12 protein-coding genes are annotated in these 16613 nt (G+C 71.2%); 8 read left to right on the top strand and 4 right to left on the bottom strand.

The window, feature by feature from the left end; translation table 11 throughout:
• The 3 genes from glgB to glgX form a co-directional block, all read right to left on the bottom strand.
• The coding region (gene glgB, locus ACTHNQ_RS07225; protein ID WP_440332367.1) for a 1,4-alpha-glucan branching enzyme at positions 1 to 1481 on the bottom strand (1481 nt) is incomplete at its 3' end.
• Entirely contained in the window at positions 1478 to 3445 is a 1968-nt protein-coding gene (locus ACTHNQ_RS07220) for a maltotransferase domain-containing protein (RefSeq protein ID WP_440332369.1), read from the bottom strand. The genes glgB and ACTHNQ_RS07220, both read right to left, overlap by 4 nt.
• Positions 3446 to 3630: 185 nt before the next feature.
• Positions 3631 to 5715: a glycogen debranching protein GlgX gene (glgX, locus tag ACTHNQ_RS07215; protein WP_440332365.1), complete on the bottom strand. Its 2085-nt coding sequence runs from the start codon at positions 5713 to 5715 to the stop codon at positions 3631 to 3633.
• 99 nt (positions 5716 to 5814) lie between these two features.
• Between glgX and ACTHNQ_RS07210 the strand changes: the two genes are divergently transcribed.
• From ACTHNQ_RS07210 to ACTHNQ_RS07190, 5 genes are read left to right on the top strand one after another with little or no spacing between them, the layout of a single operon-like run.
• A complete protein-coding gene (locus ACTHNQ_RS07210; protein WP_440332364.1) occupies positions 5815 to 6999 on the top strand; it encodes a cysteine desulfurase family protein in 1185 nt (394 codons plus the stop codon).
• A 9-nt stretch (positions 7000 to 7008) separates the two neighbouring features.
• Complete coding sequence (gene mnmA / locus ACTHNQ_RS07205) at positions 7009 to 8106, top strand: tRNA 2-thiouridine(34) synthase MnmA (protein ID WP_440332362.1); 1098 nt, start codon at positions 7009 to 7011, stop codon at positions 8104 to 8106.
• 53 nt (positions 8107 to 8159) lie between these two features.
• On the top strand, positions 8160 to 10493 hold the full coding sequence (gene ligA, locus ACTHNQ_RS07200) for an NAD-dependent DNA ligase LigA (RefSeq protein ID WP_440332360.1): 2334 nt from the start codon (positions 8160 to 8162) through the stop codon (positions 10491 to 10493).
• Positions 10494 to 10533: 40 nt separating this feature from the next.
• A complete protein-coding gene (locus tag ACTHNQ_RS07195) occupies positions 10534 to 10860 on the top strand; it encodes a YciI family protein (RefSeq protein ID WP_440332359.1) in 327 nt (108 codons plus the stop codon).
• 39 nt (positions 10861 to 10899) lie between these two features.
• On the top strand, positions 10900 to 11391 hold the full coding sequence (locus ACTHNQ_RS07190) for a DUF4262 domain-containing protein (RefSeq protein ID WP_440332357.1): 492 nt from the start codon (positions 10900 to 10902) through the stop codon (positions 11389 to 11391).
• A 26-nt stretch (positions 11392 to 11417) separates the two neighbouring features.
• Here the strand turns inward: ACTHNQ_RS07190 and ACTHNQ_RS07185 are convergent, their stop codons facing one another.
• A complete protein-coding gene (locus ACTHNQ_RS07185) occupies positions 11418 to 13118 on the bottom strand; it encodes a long-chain-fatty-acid--CoA ligase (protein WP_440332355.1) in 1701 nt (566 codons plus the stop codon).
• Positions 13119 to 13209: 91 nt separating this feature from the next.
• Between ACTHNQ_RS07185 and gatC the strand changes: the two genes are divergently transcribed.
• From gatC to gatB, 3 genes are read left to right on the top strand one after another with little or no spacing between them, the layout of a single operon-like run.
• Positions 13210 to 13509 (top strand): Asp-tRNA(Asn)/Glu-tRNA(Gln) amidotransferase subunit GatC, encoded by a 300-nt coding sequence (gatC, locus tag ACTHNQ_RS07180; protein WP_440332353.1) that lies wholly within the window; start codon positions 13210 to 13212, stop codon positions 13507 to 13509.
• Positions 13510 to 13520: 11 nt separating this feature from the next.
• Positions 13521 to 15041: an Asp-tRNA(Asn)/Glu-tRNA(Gln) amidotransferase subunit GatA gene (gene gatA, locus ACTHNQ_RS07175; protein WP_440332352.1), complete on the top strand. Its 1521-nt coding sequence runs from the start codon at positions 13521 to 13523 to the stop codon at positions 15039 to 15041.
• Positions 15041 to 16558 carry an Asp-tRNA(Asn)/Glu-tRNA(Gln) amidotransferase subunit GatB gene (gatB, locus tag ACTHNQ_RS07170; protein ID WP_440332350.1) on the top strand — a complete coding sequence of 506 codons (1518 nt, stop codon included), beginning with the start codon at positions 15041 to 15043 and terminating at the stop codon, positions 16556 to 16558. Before gatA ends, gatB begins: the two co-directional genes overlap by 1 nt.
• The last annotated feature ends 55 nt before the right edge of the window (positions 16559 to 16613 follow it).

Genomic DNA, 16613 nt, shown 5'->3' with positions numbered 1-16613 from the left:
ATCGGGTCCCGCTTGATGTACTCGAGCGAGTCGTTCATCCAGCCCATGTTCCACTTGAACCCGAACCCGAGCCCGGCCTGGTTCGTGGGGGCGGTGACGCCGGGGAAGCTGGTGGACTCCTCGGCGATCATCGCGATGCCGGGGTAGCGCTTGTACGCGGTGGCGTTGACCTCCTGCAGGAAGCGGATCGCCTCGAGGTTCTCGCGACCGCCGTGGATGTTCGGCTCCCACTCGCCGTCGCTGCGCGAGTAGTCGAGGTACAGCATCGAGGCGACGGCATCCACTCTCAGCCCGTCGACGTGGAACTCCTCGAACCAGTACAGCGCGTTCGCCACGAGGAAGTTGCGCACCTCGTTGCGGCCGTAGTCGAAGATGTAGGTGCCCCAGTCCTTGTGCTCGCCACGGCGGGGGTCGGGGTGCTCGTACAGCGGCTCGCCGTCGAAGCGCGCGAGCGCGAACGCGTCCTTGGGGAAGTGGCCGGGCACCCAGTCCATGATCACGCCGATTCCCGCCTGGTGCAGCCTGTCGATCAGGTATCGCAGGTCGTCGGGGTGCCCGAAGCGGCTGGTCGGGGCGTAGTACCCCGTGACCTGGTAGCCCCACGACCCCCCGAACGGGTGCTCGGCGAGGGGGAGGAACTCGACGTGCGTGAAGCCCTGTGCGCTCACGTAGTCGATGATCTGGTCGGCGGCGTCGCGGTACGAGAGCCCCTGCCGCCACGAACCGAGATGGAGCTCGTAGATCGACATCGGCTGCGAGACCGGCGTGCTGCGCGCGCGCTGCTGCAGCCAGGCCGCGTCGCCCCACGTGTGGGACGCGTGGACCACGACCGAGGCGGTCGCCGGCGGGACCTCGGCGAACCGGGCCATCGGGTCGGCCTTGAGCGCCCATTCGCCCGAGCGGCCGCGGATCTCGTACTTGTACGCGGTGCCAGGGCCGATGCCGGGGATGAACAGCTCCCACACCCCGCTCGCGCCCATGGAGCGCATCGCGTGGCCCTGGCCGTCCCAGCCGTTGAAGTCGCCGACCACGCGCACGGCGCGCGCGTTGGGCGCCCACACCGCGAACGAGACGCCCGCGACGCCGTCGTCCACGCGCACGTGAGAGCCGAGCACGCGCCACAGCTCCTCGTGGCGGCCTTCGCCGATCAGATGCAGGTCCAGCTCGCCGATCGTCGGCGCGTGGCGGTAAGGGTCGTCGGCCACGTAGTCCGGACCCTGCGGGTAGCTCGTGGCGAGTTCGTAGCGCCCGGGCGCGCCGACGCGGGTGCCTTCCCAGATCCCCGCGCGCACGTGCTCCAGAGGGATGCGCGTGCCGTCCTCGAAGACGGCGGTGACGCTGCGGGCGAGGGGGCGCCGCGCCCGGATCGTCCACGTCGCGGTGCCTTCGGCATCGGTGTCGGAATGGATGCCGAGCACGGCGTGCGGATCGTGGTGTGAGCCTGCCGCGACGGCGTCGAGGAGCTGATCGGAGGGCGTCATCGGGACTCCTTGACGTGCAGGATGTGGACGGGCTCGGTGAACGCGTCGAGCATCACGTAGTTGTGATCGGACCAGGTCCACCGGGCGCCGGTGACGAGGTCCTCGACCTCGTACGGCAGGCCGGGCTCGACGCCCCAGACCCGGGTGTCGAGGTGCACCATCGTCTGGCGCACCGAGTGCGGGTCGGTGTTGACGACGACGATGACGGTGTCGCGGCGGCCGTCGGGCGAGAGCGCCGCATCGAGGTGCTTGACGTACACGAGGATCGCATCGTCGTCGCTCCAGTGCACGCTGAGGTTGCGCAGCTGCCGCAGCGCGGGGTGCGCCCGGCGGATCGCGTTGAGCTTCTCCAGGTAGGGGGCGAGCGAGTCGCCGCGCTCGACGGCCCCGGCCCAGTCGCGCACCTTGTACTCGTACTTCTCGTTGTCGATGTTCTCTTCGGATCCCGGCCGTGCGACGTTCTCGTACAGCTCGTACCCCGCGTACACGCCGTAGGTCGGCGCCGCCGTCGCGGCGATCGCGGCGCGGATGCGGTAGGCGGGCCGGCCGCCGAACTGCAGGTACTCGGTGAGGATGTCGGGCGTGTTGACGAACAGATTCGGGCGGAGGAATGCATCCGTCGAGTGCGCGAGGCCGCTCAGGAACTCTTCGAGCTCGGGCTTGGTGTTGCGCCACGTGAAGTAGGTGTAGCTCTGCTGGAACCCGGCAGCGGCGAGACTCTGCATGGGCGCCGGACGGGTGAAGGCCTCGGCGAGGAACACGACGTCGGGGTGCTCGGCGTTGACCGTCGAGATCAGCCATTCCCAGAACTGCAGGGGCTTGGTGTGGGGATTGTCGACACGGAAGATCTGTACCCCCTGAGCGATCCAGTGCCGCACGACCCGGAGCACCTCGGCGCGGATCCCGTCGGGGTCGTTGTCGAAGTTGACCGGGTAGATGTCCTGGTACTTCTTGGGCGGGTTCTCCGCGTACGCGATCGAGCCGTCGGGGAGCGTCGTGAACCACTCGGGGTGCTCCGCGACCCAGGGATGATCGGGGGCCGCCTGCAGCGCGAGATCGAGTGCTACCTCCAGCCCTTCCGCCCGCGCGGCGCGCACGAAGGCGCGGAAGTCGGCGAGGGTGCCGAGATCCGGATGCACGGTGTCGTGGCCGCCGGCCGCGGACCCGATGGCCCACGGCGATCCCGGGTCGGCGGGCCCGGCGTCGAGGGTGTTGTTCGGACCCTTGCGGTTGAGCGTGCCGATGGGGTGGATGGGCGGCAGGTAGACGACGTCGAAGCCCATCTGCGCGACGGCAGGCAGGCGCTTGGCGGCCGTCCGGAAGGTGCCGCTCTTGATGCTGCCGTCCTTCAGGCGCCGCGCGCCCTCCGAGCGCGGGAAGAACTCGTACCACGCGCCCACACCGGCACGTTCGCGCTCGACGAGGAGCTCGAGATCGTCACCGAGCGTCACGAGCGACATCAGGGGTCGCTGGCGGAAGTAGGTCGCGATGCGCGGGTCGTCGACGATCGCCAGGGCTCCGGCGTCGTCGACCGTCTCGTCGCGGAGCGATGCCGCGGCCGCCGCGAGCACCGTCTTCTCGGCCGCGGTGCGGCCCTTCTCGGCACCGGCGCGCTCGAACAGGAGGGCGCCGAGCTCGCGCATGAGGGCGGCATCCACTCCCGCCGTGATCTTGACCGAGGCCGCGTGCTGCCAGGTCGCGAAGTCGTCGCCGAACGACTCGAAGCGGAACCGCCAGACGCCCTGCTCGAGCAGCGCGACCTCGGTCTGCCACCGGTCGAAGCCGTCGTTCAGCGGGTCGAGGCGATGCAGCGACTCGTCGCCCGTGGGGGAGAAGAGGCGCAGCTGCACGCCGATCCGGTCGTGCCCTTCGCGGAACGCCGTCACCCGGAACGGCACCACCTCGCCGTCGTACGCGGTGGGGCGGAAGTCGCCCCACGGCACGGTGGGGAAGGGCTGCGCCAGCGGTATTCGTCGCGCGACCGTATCGGGGTCGGGCTGCCAGGCGCGGGCATCACGGACAGGGAGGGCTGTGGCGCTCCGCCACGGGCGGGAGCGCGCGGAGCGCGTCGTCGTGACCACGTCTCGAACCTACCGTCCCCGTCGCCGGGACGACAGCGACGTGACGGCGACGCGGTCTTCGCGTGTCGTCACTCGGCGCGGAACAGGTGCATCGAGGTGCCGGCCATCGACACCGTGTCGCCCGGTGCGTAGACCGTCCCGTCGTCCGACGGCGTCTCGTCCGCGCTCGACCAGAGCGACACGTAGCGGGTCACGCCGTCCGCGTCGGGAAGGGTGACGTCGATGGGGCGCTCGGTGCCGTGGATCATCAGCAGGATGCGGTTGAACTCCTCGTGCTCGGGGGTGGAGGCGGCGACATACTGCAGCGTGCGGTGCGACGGGTCGGTCCAGCGTTCGATCGACATCGTCTCGCCGTTCTCGTCGTACCACTCCATGACGGACGCCGACGGCGTGTGCTCACCCAGCCGTGCGAAGCGGCTCGGCCGCAGGGCGGGGTTCTCCCGGCGCACCCGCAGCAGGTGGCGCACGTGGGCGTAGAGGTCCTCCTGCCACGGCGTGTGCTCCCACCGCAGCCACGTGAGGTCGGAGTCGTGGCAGTAGGCGTTGTTGTTGCCGTTCTGGGTGCGGGCGTACTCGTCGCCCGCGGTGATCATCGGCACCCCGGCGGAGAGCAGCAGGGTGCCCATGAGGTTGCGCATCGCCTTGCGCCGCGTGGCGAGGATCGCAGGGTCGCCCGTGCGGCCCTCGGTGCCGTGGTTGAACGAGCGGTTCGTGTCGGCGCCGTCCCTGCCGTGCTCGCCGTTCGCATGGTTGTGCTTGACGTCGTACGACACGAGGTCGCGCAGGGTGAAGCCGTCGTGCGCCGTCACGAAGTTGACGCTCGCCAGCGGTCCCCGCGCCTCGTCGAACGTGTTCGCAGAGCCCGCCAGGCGGTGTGCGAGTCCGCCGATGCCGACCGGAGACACGTTGGCACGCCGGGCATAGTCGACGTCGCTCAGCCAGAAGTTGCGGACGCGGTCGCGGTAGCGGTCGTTCCACTCGCTCCAGCCGTCGCCGAACCCGCCGGTCTGCCAGCCGCCCAAGCCGACGTCCCACGGCTCGGCGATCTTCTTGACGTCGGCCAGCGCGGGATCGTCGACGATCGCGCGCAGCAGCGGGTGGTCCGGGGTGAACTCGTGCGCCGCGTCGCGACCTAGCGTCACTGCGAGGTCGAACCGGAAGCCGTCGACCTGCACCTCGTTCGCCCAGTACCGCAGGGAGTCCAGGACCAGACGAGAGGCGGCTTCCGTCGACGTGTTCAGCGAGTTGCCGCATCCTGTCACGTCGATGTAGGCGCCGTCCTCCTGCTGCCGGTAGTACGCGCGGTTGTCGATGCCGCGCAGGCTCGAGCGGGGGCCGCCGAGCCCCTCTTCGGCGGTGTGGTTGTAGACGACGTCGAGGATGACCTCCAGGCCGGCCTCGTGCAGCAGCTTCACCATGCCCTTGAACTCGCGCAGCACGGCCTCCGGGCCCTGCCGTCGTGCCTCCTCGGTGGCGTACGCGGCGTGCGGGGTGAAGAAGTTCAGAGTGTTGTAGCCCCAGTAGTTCGCCAGGCCGTGCTGCAGGAGTCTCGGCTCGGTGGTGAACGCGTGGATCGGCAGCAGCTCGATGCTGGTCACCCCGAGGTCCAGGAAGTGCTGCACCATCGCGGGGTGCGCGAGACCCGCGTAGGTGCCGCGCAGCGCACCGGGGAGTTCGGGATGCCGCTTCGACAGGCCCTTGAGGTGGCCTTCGTAGAGCACCGTGCGATCCAGCGGAACGGCGGGCTTGCGCGACGAACCCCAGTCGAAGGATCCCTCGACAACGACCGAGCGCCACCCGTCGTAGCCGGTGCGCACGAGACCCTTCGTGTAGGGCTCGAGCAGGAGCGTGCCCCGGTTGAAGGTGTTGCCGGGGCCGTGGGGGCCGTCGACCCGGATCGCGTAGCGCGTGCCGGGGCGCAGCAGCGCCGAGGTGTCCTCCCACACGCCGCCGCCGACGGGCGTGAGCGGCTCGGTCGCCGTGATCCAGTCGAGATCCGTGTCGTCGAAGACCACGAGATCGACGGCGTCGGCGGCCCCCGACCACACGCGCAGTCGCGCACCGCCCGGCAGCAGCTCGACGCCGAGCCCGTCGAGCTCGGGGCTGAGCAGCCCCGGGACGGGGTTCGCGATGACGGACTCCGGGCTGATCATGCGGACTACCATAACCATGGTCCGAGTCGGTGGCGTTACGGGACCGGGTCCCACGGCACACGGACGCGGTCCGCTGTCAAAACGCCGAGAGGATGCCGGGTGCCTGTCTATCTGGATCACGCGGCCACCGCGCCGCTGCGACCCGAGGCGCGCGACGCGTGGGTCGAGGCCGCCTCCGCCGTCGGCAACGCCTCGTCGATCCACGGCGCCGGTCAGGACGCTCGCCGCACCCTCGAGGACGCGCGCGAGCGCCTCGCCGCGGTGCTCGACGCCGACCCGATCGAGGTCGTCTTCACCTCGGGCGGGACCGAGGCCGTGAACCTCGCGGTCAAGGGCCTGTGGTGGGCGCGGGAGCCCGGGAGCGACGCCGTCGTGCTGCCCGACGGCGAGCACCACGCGACCCTGGACGCCGTCGAGTGGCTCGACGCACAGGGTGCCGCGGTGCGGCATGTCGGGCTGGATGCCGTCGGCCGCATCCCCGTCGCTTCATTCGCGTCCGCCCTGCCCGGCGCCGCTCTGGCCACCGCCCTCGTCGCGAACAACGAGGTCGGCACGGTGAACGACGCCGCCGGACTGGCGGATGAGGCCGCGGCCGCAGGGGTGCCGCTGCACCTGGACGCGGTCGCCGCGTTCGGCCACCTGCCGGTCTCGTTCCGCCGCTGGCGGGGCGCCGCGCGCGGACGCGCGGGCCTCGTCGCGATGAGCGTGTCGGCCCACAAGATCGGCGGACCGGCGGGCGTCGGCGCGCTCGTGGTGTCGCGGACGGCCGAGCTGACGGCGCTCGTCCACGGGGGCGCGCAGCAGCGGCGACTGCGGGCGGGCACGCAGGACGTCGCGGGCGCGGCCGCATTCGCGGTGGCCGCCGAGCTCGCCGCCGCCGAGCGCGAGGCCGAGGCGGCGCGGCTCACCCGGCTGCGGGAGCGGCTCGTCGACGGCATCCGCTCGTCCATCCCGGGTGCGGAGCTCCTCGGCGACCCCGCGGACCGCGTGCCCGGCAACGCACACGTGCTCTTCCCGGGGGCGTCCGGCGAGACGCTGCTCTTCCTGCTCGACCGTGCGGGGATCTCGGTCTCGACCGGGTCGGCGTGCCAGGCCGGCGTCCCCGAGCCCTCGCACGTGGTGCTGGCTCTCGGCCGCACCGACGTCGAGGCGCGACAGGTGCTGCGGTTCACGCTCGGCCGCACCACGACCGCGGACGACGTGGATGCCGCGCTCGCAGCTCTTCCCGAGGCCGTGGAGCGGGCGCGTGCGGCATCCGGCCCTCGCACAGGCCGGGCTTCGTAGACTGGACCCATGCGGATCCTGGCAGCCATGAGCGGCGGAGTGGATTCCGCCGTCGCGGCCGCACGGGCCGTCGAGGCGGGCCACGAGGTCGTCGGCGTGCACCTGGCGCTCTCGCGCGCGGGCGGCACGCTGCGCACCGGCAGCCGCGGCTGCTGCACGATCGAGGACGCCATGGATGCGCGCAGGGCGGCCGACCGCCTCGGCATCCCGTTCTACGTGTGGGACTTCTCGGAGCGGTTCCGCGACGACGTGATCGAGGACTTCGTCTCGGAGTACCGTGCCGGCCGCACCCCGAACCCGTGCATGCGGTGCAACGAGAAGATCAAGTTCGCGGCGCTCCTGGAGCGGGCGATCGAGCTCGGCTTCGACGCCGTCTGCACCGGGCACTACGCGACGCTCGTGGACGGCCCCGAGGGGCTGGAGCTGCACCGCGCGTCGGACGCCGCCAAGGACCAGTCCTATGTGCTGGGCGTGCTCAATGCGGAGCAGCTCGCGCACACGTACTTCCCTCTAGGGTCGACCCCGTCGAAGGCCCTCGTGCGCGCCGAGGCGGAGGCGCGCGGGCTCTCGGTGGCGCAGAAGCCCGACAGCCACGACATCTGCTTCATCCCCGACGGCGACACGCGCGGCTGGCTGGCTGAGAAGGTCGGCGCCGAGCAGGGCGACATCGTCGACCGCACGGGGGCCGTCATCGGCACCCACGAGGGCGCGCACGCGTTCACCGTGGGGCAGCGGCGAGGCCTGCAGCTCGGCGTGCCCGCGCCCGACGGCAAGCCCCGGTTCGTGCTCGAGGTGCGTCCGGTGTCGAACACCGTCGTCGTCGGCCCCAAGGAGGCGCTCGCGACGGCCGAGATCGCGGGGGAGAGGTACTCCTGGGCCGGGCGCCCGCAGGCCGAGGGCGACTTCGCGTGCCACGTCCAGATCCGCGCGCACGCCGACCCCGTGCCCGCGGTGGCGACGCTCGCCGACGGTCGGCTGACGGTCGTCCCCGAGACCCCGTTCGACGGCGTGGCACCGGGACAGACGGCCGTGCTGTACGACGGCACGCGGGTCATCGGCCAGTTCACGATCGCCACGACGGTCTCGGCGGTGCCCGTCTCGGCCTGAGCCGCGCACCCCACGGCCCGGCGCGTGTCGGGGCCCCCTCCTAGACTGGCGGGGTGACGGATGCCGCACTCCCCGCCGACGCCGGACTCGACGCCGCGCGGGCCGAAGCCCAGGACCTGACCGACCGCATCATCGGTGCGCGCGACGCCTATTACGGCCGCAATGCCGAGATCGTCGACGACGCGACGTACGACGGCTGGATGCACCGGCTCGAAGAGCTGGAGCGCCTGCACCCCGAGCTGCAGGGCCAGGACTCGCCGACGCAGACCGTCGGCGCCGCCGAGAGCTCGATGTTCGCACCCGTCGAGCACGCGGAGCGGATGCTGAGCCTCGACAACGTCTTCAGCCCCGAAGAGCTGCGGGACTGGTGCGTCAAGGCCCAGGCCGCGGCCGGCCGCAGCGTGCGGTGGCTCACCGAGCTCAAGATCGACGGTCTGGCGATCAGCCTCCGCTACGAGAACGGCGTGCTGACCTCCGCGGCGACGCGGGGCGACGGCCGGGTGGGGGAGGACGTGACCGTCAACGCGGTGCGCGTCGCCGGCATCCCGCAGCGTCTCGCCGGAACGGGGCATCCCGAGCTCGTCGAGGTGCGCGGCGAGGTGTTCATCCCCGTCGCGGCGTTCGCCCGCCTCAACGCCCTCCAGGCAGACATGCGCGACCGCGCCGTCGAAGAGACCAGGGCGCGCAGCCGCGCGTTCGATGAAGGCAAGGCGCGGCTGAGCGCCGAGCGACGGTTCCCGTCGTTCGCCAACCCCCGCAACGCCGCGTCGGGCGGACTGCGCCAGCAGCTCGACAAGAAGGACGGGCTGGAACTCGAGGCCGGGCAAGCCCGGCTCGACTCGCTCCGGCTCTTCGTCCACGGCATCGGCGCGTGGAGCCGGCCGCCCGTCGACTCGCAGAGCGAGACCTACGCCCTGCTCGCCGAGTGGGGGCTGCCGACCAGCCCGTACTTCCGCACCACCGACGACATCGACGGGGTGCTCGACTTCGTCGCGTACTACGGCGAGCACCGGCATGATGTCGAGCACGAGATCGACGGCATCGTCGTGAAGGTCGACGAACTGGCACTGCACGACGAGCTCGGTGCCACCAGCCGCGCGCCGCGGTGGGCGATCGCGTACAAGTACCCGCCCGAGCAGGTGAACACGAAGCTGCTCGACATCGTCGTGTCGGTCGGCCGCACGGGTCGTGCGACGCCGTACGCCGTCATGGCGCCCGCCCGCGTGGCGGGCTCGGTCGTGCGCCAGGCGACCCTGCACAACCAGGACGTCGTGCGCGCGAAGGGCGTGCTGATCGGCGACACCGTGGTGCTGCGCAAGGCCGGTGACGTGATCCCCGAGGTGCTGGGACCCGTCGTCGAGCTGCGCGACGGAACCGAGCGCGAGTTCGTCATGCCGGCGGACTGCCCCGAGTGCGGGTCGCCGCTGCGGCCGGCCAAAGAGGGAGACATCGACCTCCGCTGCCCGAACGCGCGCTCGTGCCCCGCGCAGGTGCGCGGGCGCGTGGAGCACATCGGCTCGCGCGGCGCCCTCGACATCGAGGTGCTCGGCGAGGTGACCGCCGCCGCGCTCACACAGGCGGAGCCTCCCGCGACGGCACCCCTGGAGACCGAGGCGGGCCTGTTCTCCCTCTCGCTCGACGACCTCGTGCCGATCTCGGTCATCGTGCGCGACGCCGAGACGGGCGAGCTCAAGGTCGACGACGAGACCGGCGAGCCGGTGCGGCGCGCGCCGTTCCGTCGCAATCCCACGACCGCCGAGAAGAAGCAGGGGATTCAGACTCCGCAGCCGTCCGCGGCCGCGGTGAAGCTCCTGGCAGAGCTCGAGAAGGCGAAGACGAAAGACCTCTGGCGTCTGCTCGTCGCGCTCAACATCCGGCACGTGGGACCCGTTGCCGCGCGTGCGCTCGCGCAGTGGTTCGGCTCGTTGGACGCCATCCGTGCCGCCGACCGCGAGCAGCTCGCCCAGGTCGAAGGGGTCGGCGGCATCATCGCGGACTCGCTGCTCGAGTGGTTCGAGCTCGACTGGCACCGCGACATCGTCGACGAGTGGACGCGTGCCGGCGTGCAATGGGCGACGCCGGGCCATCCGGGCCCCGGCGCCGCGGCGGTCGTCGGCGGAGTGCTGGAAGGCCTCACCGTGGTCGCGACGGGCTCACTCGAGGGCTATACCCGGGAGGGTGCGCAGGAGGCGATCCTGAACGCCGGCGGGAAGGCGGCGTCGAGCGTCTCGAAGAAGACGGACTTCGTGGCCGCGGGGCCGGGCGCCGGCTCCAAGCTCGCGAAGGCCGAGGAGCTCGGCATCCGCATCCTGGACGCCGACCAGTTCCGCATCCTCGTGACGGAGGGCCCCGCGGCGCTCGACGCCCTGGACCCCGACGCCGGCTGAGGATCGTGAGCGGGAGCCGACGTCGTAGGAGGGACGCACCGTGGGGCAGTGGCTGTATCGCATCGTTCCGACGCGTCCCGCCATGGTGACCGAGGCGACGGCAGATGAGACGCGGCTCGTCGGCGACCATTTCGCGTATCTGGTCTCCCTCCGTGACCAGGGCGTCTTGATCCTCGCGGGTCGCACGCAGGAGGTCGACGGGACCTTCGGGATCGTCATCTTCGAAGCGGACGACGAAGCGGCCGCGCGGGCTGTCCTGGCCGCGGATCCGGCCGTGGCCGGTGGCGTGTTCGCGGCGAGCCTGCACCCGTACGCGGTGGCGGTGGCGCGGGCGGATCTCGCCGGACCGACCGGCTCAGTGTCGTAGGTATGTTCTAACGTCGATCCCATCGACGAAAGGACCCCCATGATCACCGCTCTCACGCCGTCGTCGCTCGCCGGACTGGACGAGGAGGAGCGGCGGACGGCGCAGACCATCCGCGCCCACGGCACCCGAAACGAGTACGTGTTCGGCGACCTGCCCAAGCGCGAGGCGCCGTTCGCCTACACGATCGGTCTGTTCGGACTGGGGCATCCGGAGCTGCTCGTGTTCGGGCTCGACCCTCGCACGTCGTCGCTGCTGCTGGACGATGTCGCCGCGCGAGTGCGCGGCGGCGAGGATCTGCGTGCCGGGCAGGTGCTCTCGTTCGCCGGGTGGCGTCACCGAGTCGCGGTGGAGGACGTGCCCAATCCGGGTGAGATCGTGTTCGCGGCCAACCGCTACTACGACCGGCGCGCGGACCGCTCCGTCCCGGTCTTTCAGCTCACCTATGACGACCGCGACGGCCGATTCCCGTGGGAGGACGATTACGACACCGCCGCGTGGCTGCAGCCGCGCCCGGGCACGTTCCGCGCATGAGGCGTCATGCCCGGCGGCGGGCGGGATCAGCTCCCGGTGGTGAGCGTGAGCAGGCGGTCCCGCACCTGCCGGCGCAGCACCTTGCCGATGAGGGACTTCGGCAGCTCGTCGACGACGAAGATGCGTCGGGGCACCTTGTAGGGCGTGAGGATGCCGCGCGCGAACTCGCGGATGGCCTCGACGTCGATCTCCTCGCCCGGGGTGAGGACGACCGCTGCCACGACCTCCTCGCCGGAGTGGTCGCTGGGCAAGCCGACGACGGCCGCATCTTCGACGTTCGGGTGCTGACGCAGCGCGTTCTCGACCTCGGTCGGCGCGACGTTGAAGCCGCCCGTGATGATGAGCTCCTTGATGCGGTCGACGATGCGCACGAAGCCCGCCTCGTCGATCGTGACGATGTCACCGGTGCGGAACCAGCCGGCGACGAAGACCGCCTCGGTCTCTTCGGGTTTGCCGTAGTAGCCCGAGAACACCTGGGGTCCGCGGACGACGAGCTCGCCTCGCTCGCCGCGCGGCACGTCTCGGGTGGGATCGTCGGGGTCCACCACGCGGCACTCGGTGCCCGGGAGGGGGAGTCCCACCGTACCGGGCACGCGGTTGTCGGCAACGGGGTTGGCCATCAGCACCGGCGAGTATTCGCTGAGGCCGTAGCCTTCGACGAGGTAGCCGCCGGTCGCGGCCTCGAACGGCACGACGAGCTCGTGGGGCAGCGCCATGGCTCCCGAGATCGCCACCTCGGTGCCGGCGAGCGAGACACCCTTCTCCTGTGCGGCACGCAGCAGTCGGTCGGCGATCGGCGGTACCAGCGGCAGGAACGTCGCGGGGTGCTTCTTGGTGACCTCGAGCACCATGTCGGGGTCGAACTTGGGGAACAGCACGAGGCGTGCGCCCATCGACATGGCGAACGTCAGGCACAGGGTGAGGCCGTACGCGTGGAACATCGGCAGGACGGCGTACACGACGCAGCCGTCGCCGCGCACGATCGACGGCACCCACGCCCGGGCCTGCGCCGCGTTCGACAGCAGGTTGCGGTGCGTGAGCGCCGCGCCCTTCGGATTCCCGGTCGTGCCGCTCGTGTACTGGATCAGTGCGAGGTCGTCGGTCGCGGGGCGCGGGTGGGATGCCGGCAGCGCAGCCGCGCCGACGACCTGCTCCCACGGCACGGTGCCCGACACGCGCTCGGTGAGCGCCTCGCGCGCTTCTCGCGCTTTCGCGATCGGCAGCCGCAGCGCCACCCGCGTGCCGAACGGCATGGCCTTGGTCACGTCCACCGACACGAGGCTCGTGAGCGCGAGGTCGCTGGGGAAGTCCTGGACGGTCGACACGACCTTGGTCCACACGATCGCGTGCTTCGCGCCGTGGTCCTCGAACTGCTTGCGCAGCTCCCGCGGCGTGTACAGCGGATTGTGCTCGATGACGACGGCGCCCAGGCGCAGGATCGCGTAGAACGCGACGATGTGCTGCGGGCAGTTCGGCAGCACGATCGCGACCGGGTCGCCGGCCTTGACGCCGAGGTCGCGGAGCCCGGCGGCGGCGCGCTCGATCTGCTCGTGCAGCGAGCGGTACGACGTCTCGCGGCCGAAGAACTGCAGGGCGGCGGCATCCGGGTAGTCCCGTGCCGACGCGTCGACGATGTCGACGAGGGATCCGGTCACGGGCGCGAGGTTCTCGGGGACCCCGTCTGCGTAGCTGGCGGTCCACGGGCGCGGCGGGTCGTATGTCGTCACGGCGATCAGCCTACGCCGCGGCCTCGGTCCGCCGCCGGGTCGTCGCCGGGCGGCGGAGTGGGGCGCGGGCGGTCGCCGGTAGTCTTGACAGGTGTCTGAAATCACCCCCGATCTCGTGCGCCATCTCGGTGTGCTCGCCCGGATCCAGCTGAGCGACGAGGAGGTCGAGCGTCTCACCGGTCAGCTCGACGTCATCGTCGACAACATCGCAAAGGTGTCCGAGGTGGCCACGCCCGACGTTCCCGCGACGAGCCACCCGATCGCCCTCCAGAACGTGTTCCGCCCGGATGCCGCGGGCGGCCAGCTCACCACGGCCCAAGTGCTCCAGAACGCGCCGGATGCGGCGGACGGCCGGTTCCGGGTGACCGCGATCCTCGGCGAAGAACAGTAGAGGGGCGATCCGTGACCGATCTCACAACGCTGAGCGCCGCTGCGCTCGCAGACAAGCTCGCCGCCCGCGAGGTCTCGAGCGTCGAGGCCACCCAGGCCCACCTCGACCGCATCGCCGCGGTGGACGCCGACATCCACGCCTTCCTCCACGTCAGCGACCACGCGCTGGACGTGGCGGCCGACATCGACCGTCGCCGCGCCGCGGGCGAGGAGCTGAGTCCCGTCGCCGGCGTGCCCCTCGCGATCAAGGACGTGCTCGTCACGACGGACATGCCGTCGACGAGCGGTTCGAAGATCCTCGAGGGGTACCTGTCGCCCTACGACGCGACGGTCGTGGCGCGCGCCCGTGCGGCCGGCCTCGTGCCGCTCGGCAAGACCAACATGGACGAGTTCGCCATGGGGTCCTCGACCGAGCACTCCGCCTACGGCCCGACCCGCAACCCGTGGGACCTCGACCGCATCCCCGGCGGCTCGGGCGGCGGTTCCGCCGCCGCGGTCGCCGCGTTCGAGGCACCCCTCGCACTCGGCTCCGACACGGGAGGCTCGATCCGCCAGCCGGCGCACGTCACCGGCACCGTCGGGCTCAAGCCCACCTACGGGGCCGTGAGCCGGTACGGCGCCATCGCACTCGCCTCGAGCCTCGACCAGGTCGGCCCCGTCACCCGTACGGTGCTCGACTCGGGCCTGCTCCACGACGTCATCGGCGGCCACGACCCCCACGACTCGACCTCCCTCGCCCACGCCTGGCCGTCCTTCGCCGCCGCGGCGCGCGAGGGCGCGACGGGCGAGGTGCTGAAGGGCCTGAAGGTCGGCGTCATCCGCGAGCTGCCCGACAGCGGCTTCCAGCAGGGCGTGTCGGAGTCGTTCCGCGCCGCGCTGGCCGCCATGGAGGCGCAGGGCGCCGAGATCGTCGAGATCAGCGCTCCGCACTTCGAGTACGGTGTCGCCGCGTACTACCTGATCCTCCCGGCCGAGGCATCCAGCAACCTGGCGAAGTTCGACTCCGTGCGCTTCGGCATGCGGGTCGACGTGCCGGGCGGCACCGTCGAGGACGTCATGGCCCGCACCCGCGACGCCGGATTCGGCGAAGAGGTCAAGCGACGCATCATCCTCGGCACGTACGCGCTGTCGGCCGGGTACTACGACGCCTACTACGGCTCGGCCCAGAAGGTGCGGACGCTCATCCAGCGCGACTTCGCCGATGCGTTCGCGCAGGTCGACGTCATCGCGACGCCGTCGGCGCCGACGACGGCGTTCAAGCTCGGCGAGAAGATCGACGACCCGCTGCAGATGTACCTCAACGACGTCACCACGATCCCTGCGAACCTCGCCGGCGTCCCGGGCATCTCGATCCCGTCGGGTCTGGCGGCCGAAGACGGACTGCCCGTCGGCATCCAGTTCCTCGCCCCGGCGTACGAGGACGCGCGCCTGTACCGCGTGGGTGCCGCCCTCGAGGCCCTGCTCGTGGACTCGTGGGGTGGACCGCTCCTGGACAGGGCGCCGGTCCTCGGCGCGAACGGAGGTGCCCGCTGATGGCGAAGGACAAGCTGATGGACTTCGACGAGGCGCTCGAACTCTACGAGCCCGTGCTCGGCTTCGAGGTGCACGTCGAGCTCAACACCGAGAGCAAGATGTTCTCGTCCGCGCCCAACCCGGCGCACCCGTCGCAGCACGACGCCGAGCCGAACACGCTGGTCGCCCCCGTCGACATGGGCCTCCCCGGTGCGCTGCCCGTGGTCAACGAGCAGGCCGTGCGCTACTCGATCAGCCTCGGTCTGGCACTCGGCTGCTCGATCGCACCGTCGAGCCGCTTCGCGCGCAAGAACTACTTCTACCCGGACCTCGGCAAGAACTACCAGATCTCGCAGTACGACGAGCCGATCGCGTTCGAAGGTCAGGTCGAGGTCGAGCTCGACGACGGCACTCTGGTGCAGATCCCCATCGAGCGCGCGCACATGGAAGAGGATGCCGGCAAGCTGACGCACGTCGGCGGCTCGACCGGTCGCATCCAGGGCGCCGAGTACTCGCTCGTCGACTACAACCGCGCGGGCGTGCCGCTCGTCGAGATCGTCACCAAGCCGATCTTCGGAGCCGAGGCCAACGCCCCCAAGCTGGCTGCGGCCTACGTGCGCGCGATCCGTGACATCGTCATCGGGCTGGGCATCTCGGAGGCCCGGATGGAGCGCGGCAACCTGCGCTGCGACGCGAACGTCTCGCTGCGTCCGCGGGGCCAGGAGAAGCTCGGCACCCGCACCGAGACGAAGAACGTCAACTCGATGCGCTCTGTCGAGCGCGCCGTGCGCTACGAGATCCAGCGCCAGGCGGCCATCCTCGCCGCCGGCGGCACGATCACGCAAGAGACGCGCCACTGGCACGAAGACACCGGGACCACGTCGCCCGGTCGTCCCAAGTCCGACGCCGACGACTACCGGTACTTCCCGGAGCCCGACCTGCTGCCGGTGGCACCGGCGCCGGAGCTGATCGAGGAGCTGCGTGCCGCACTGCCCGAGCAGCCGGCCGCGCGTCGCCGCCGGCTGAAGGCCGATTGGGGCTTCACCGACCTGGAGTTCCAGGACGTGGTCAACGGCGGGCTCATCGACGCGGTCGAGGCGACGATCGCGGCCGGTGCCACGCCGGCATCGTCCCGCAAGTGGTGGACGGGCGAGATCACCCGCATCGCGAACGCGCAGCAGGCCGACGCCGCCGACCTCGTCACTCCGGCGAACGTCGCGGCCCTCCAGGGGCTCATCGACGCGGGAACGCTCACCGACAAGCTCGCTCGTCAGGTACTCGAGGGCGTCATCGGCGGCGAGGGCACCCCCCAGGAGGTCGTCGACGCCCGCGGGCTGGCCGTCGTATCGGATGACGGCGCGCTGATCGCGGCGATCGACGAGGCGCTCGCGGCCCAGCCGGACGTGCTCGAGAAGATCCGCGACGGCAAGGTGCAGGCCGCCGGCGCCGTCATCGGCGCCGTGATGAAGGCGATGAGGGGTCAGGCGGACGCCGCGCGTGTCCGTGAACTCGTTCTGGAGCGCGCCGGCACGGCTTGATCCGGCACGTCGCGCGGAACCCTCGACGGTGGGGCGGGTCCTTCGGGAACCCGCC

Origin of the sequence: Microbacterium sp. (genome assembly GCF_051953575.1) — a bacterium.
In the GTDB taxonomy this organism is placed as follows: Bacteria; Actinomycetota; Actinomycetes; order Actinomycetales; family Microbacteriaceae; genus Microbacterium.
This window is presented reverse-complemented; position numbering and strand designations above follow the sequence as displayed.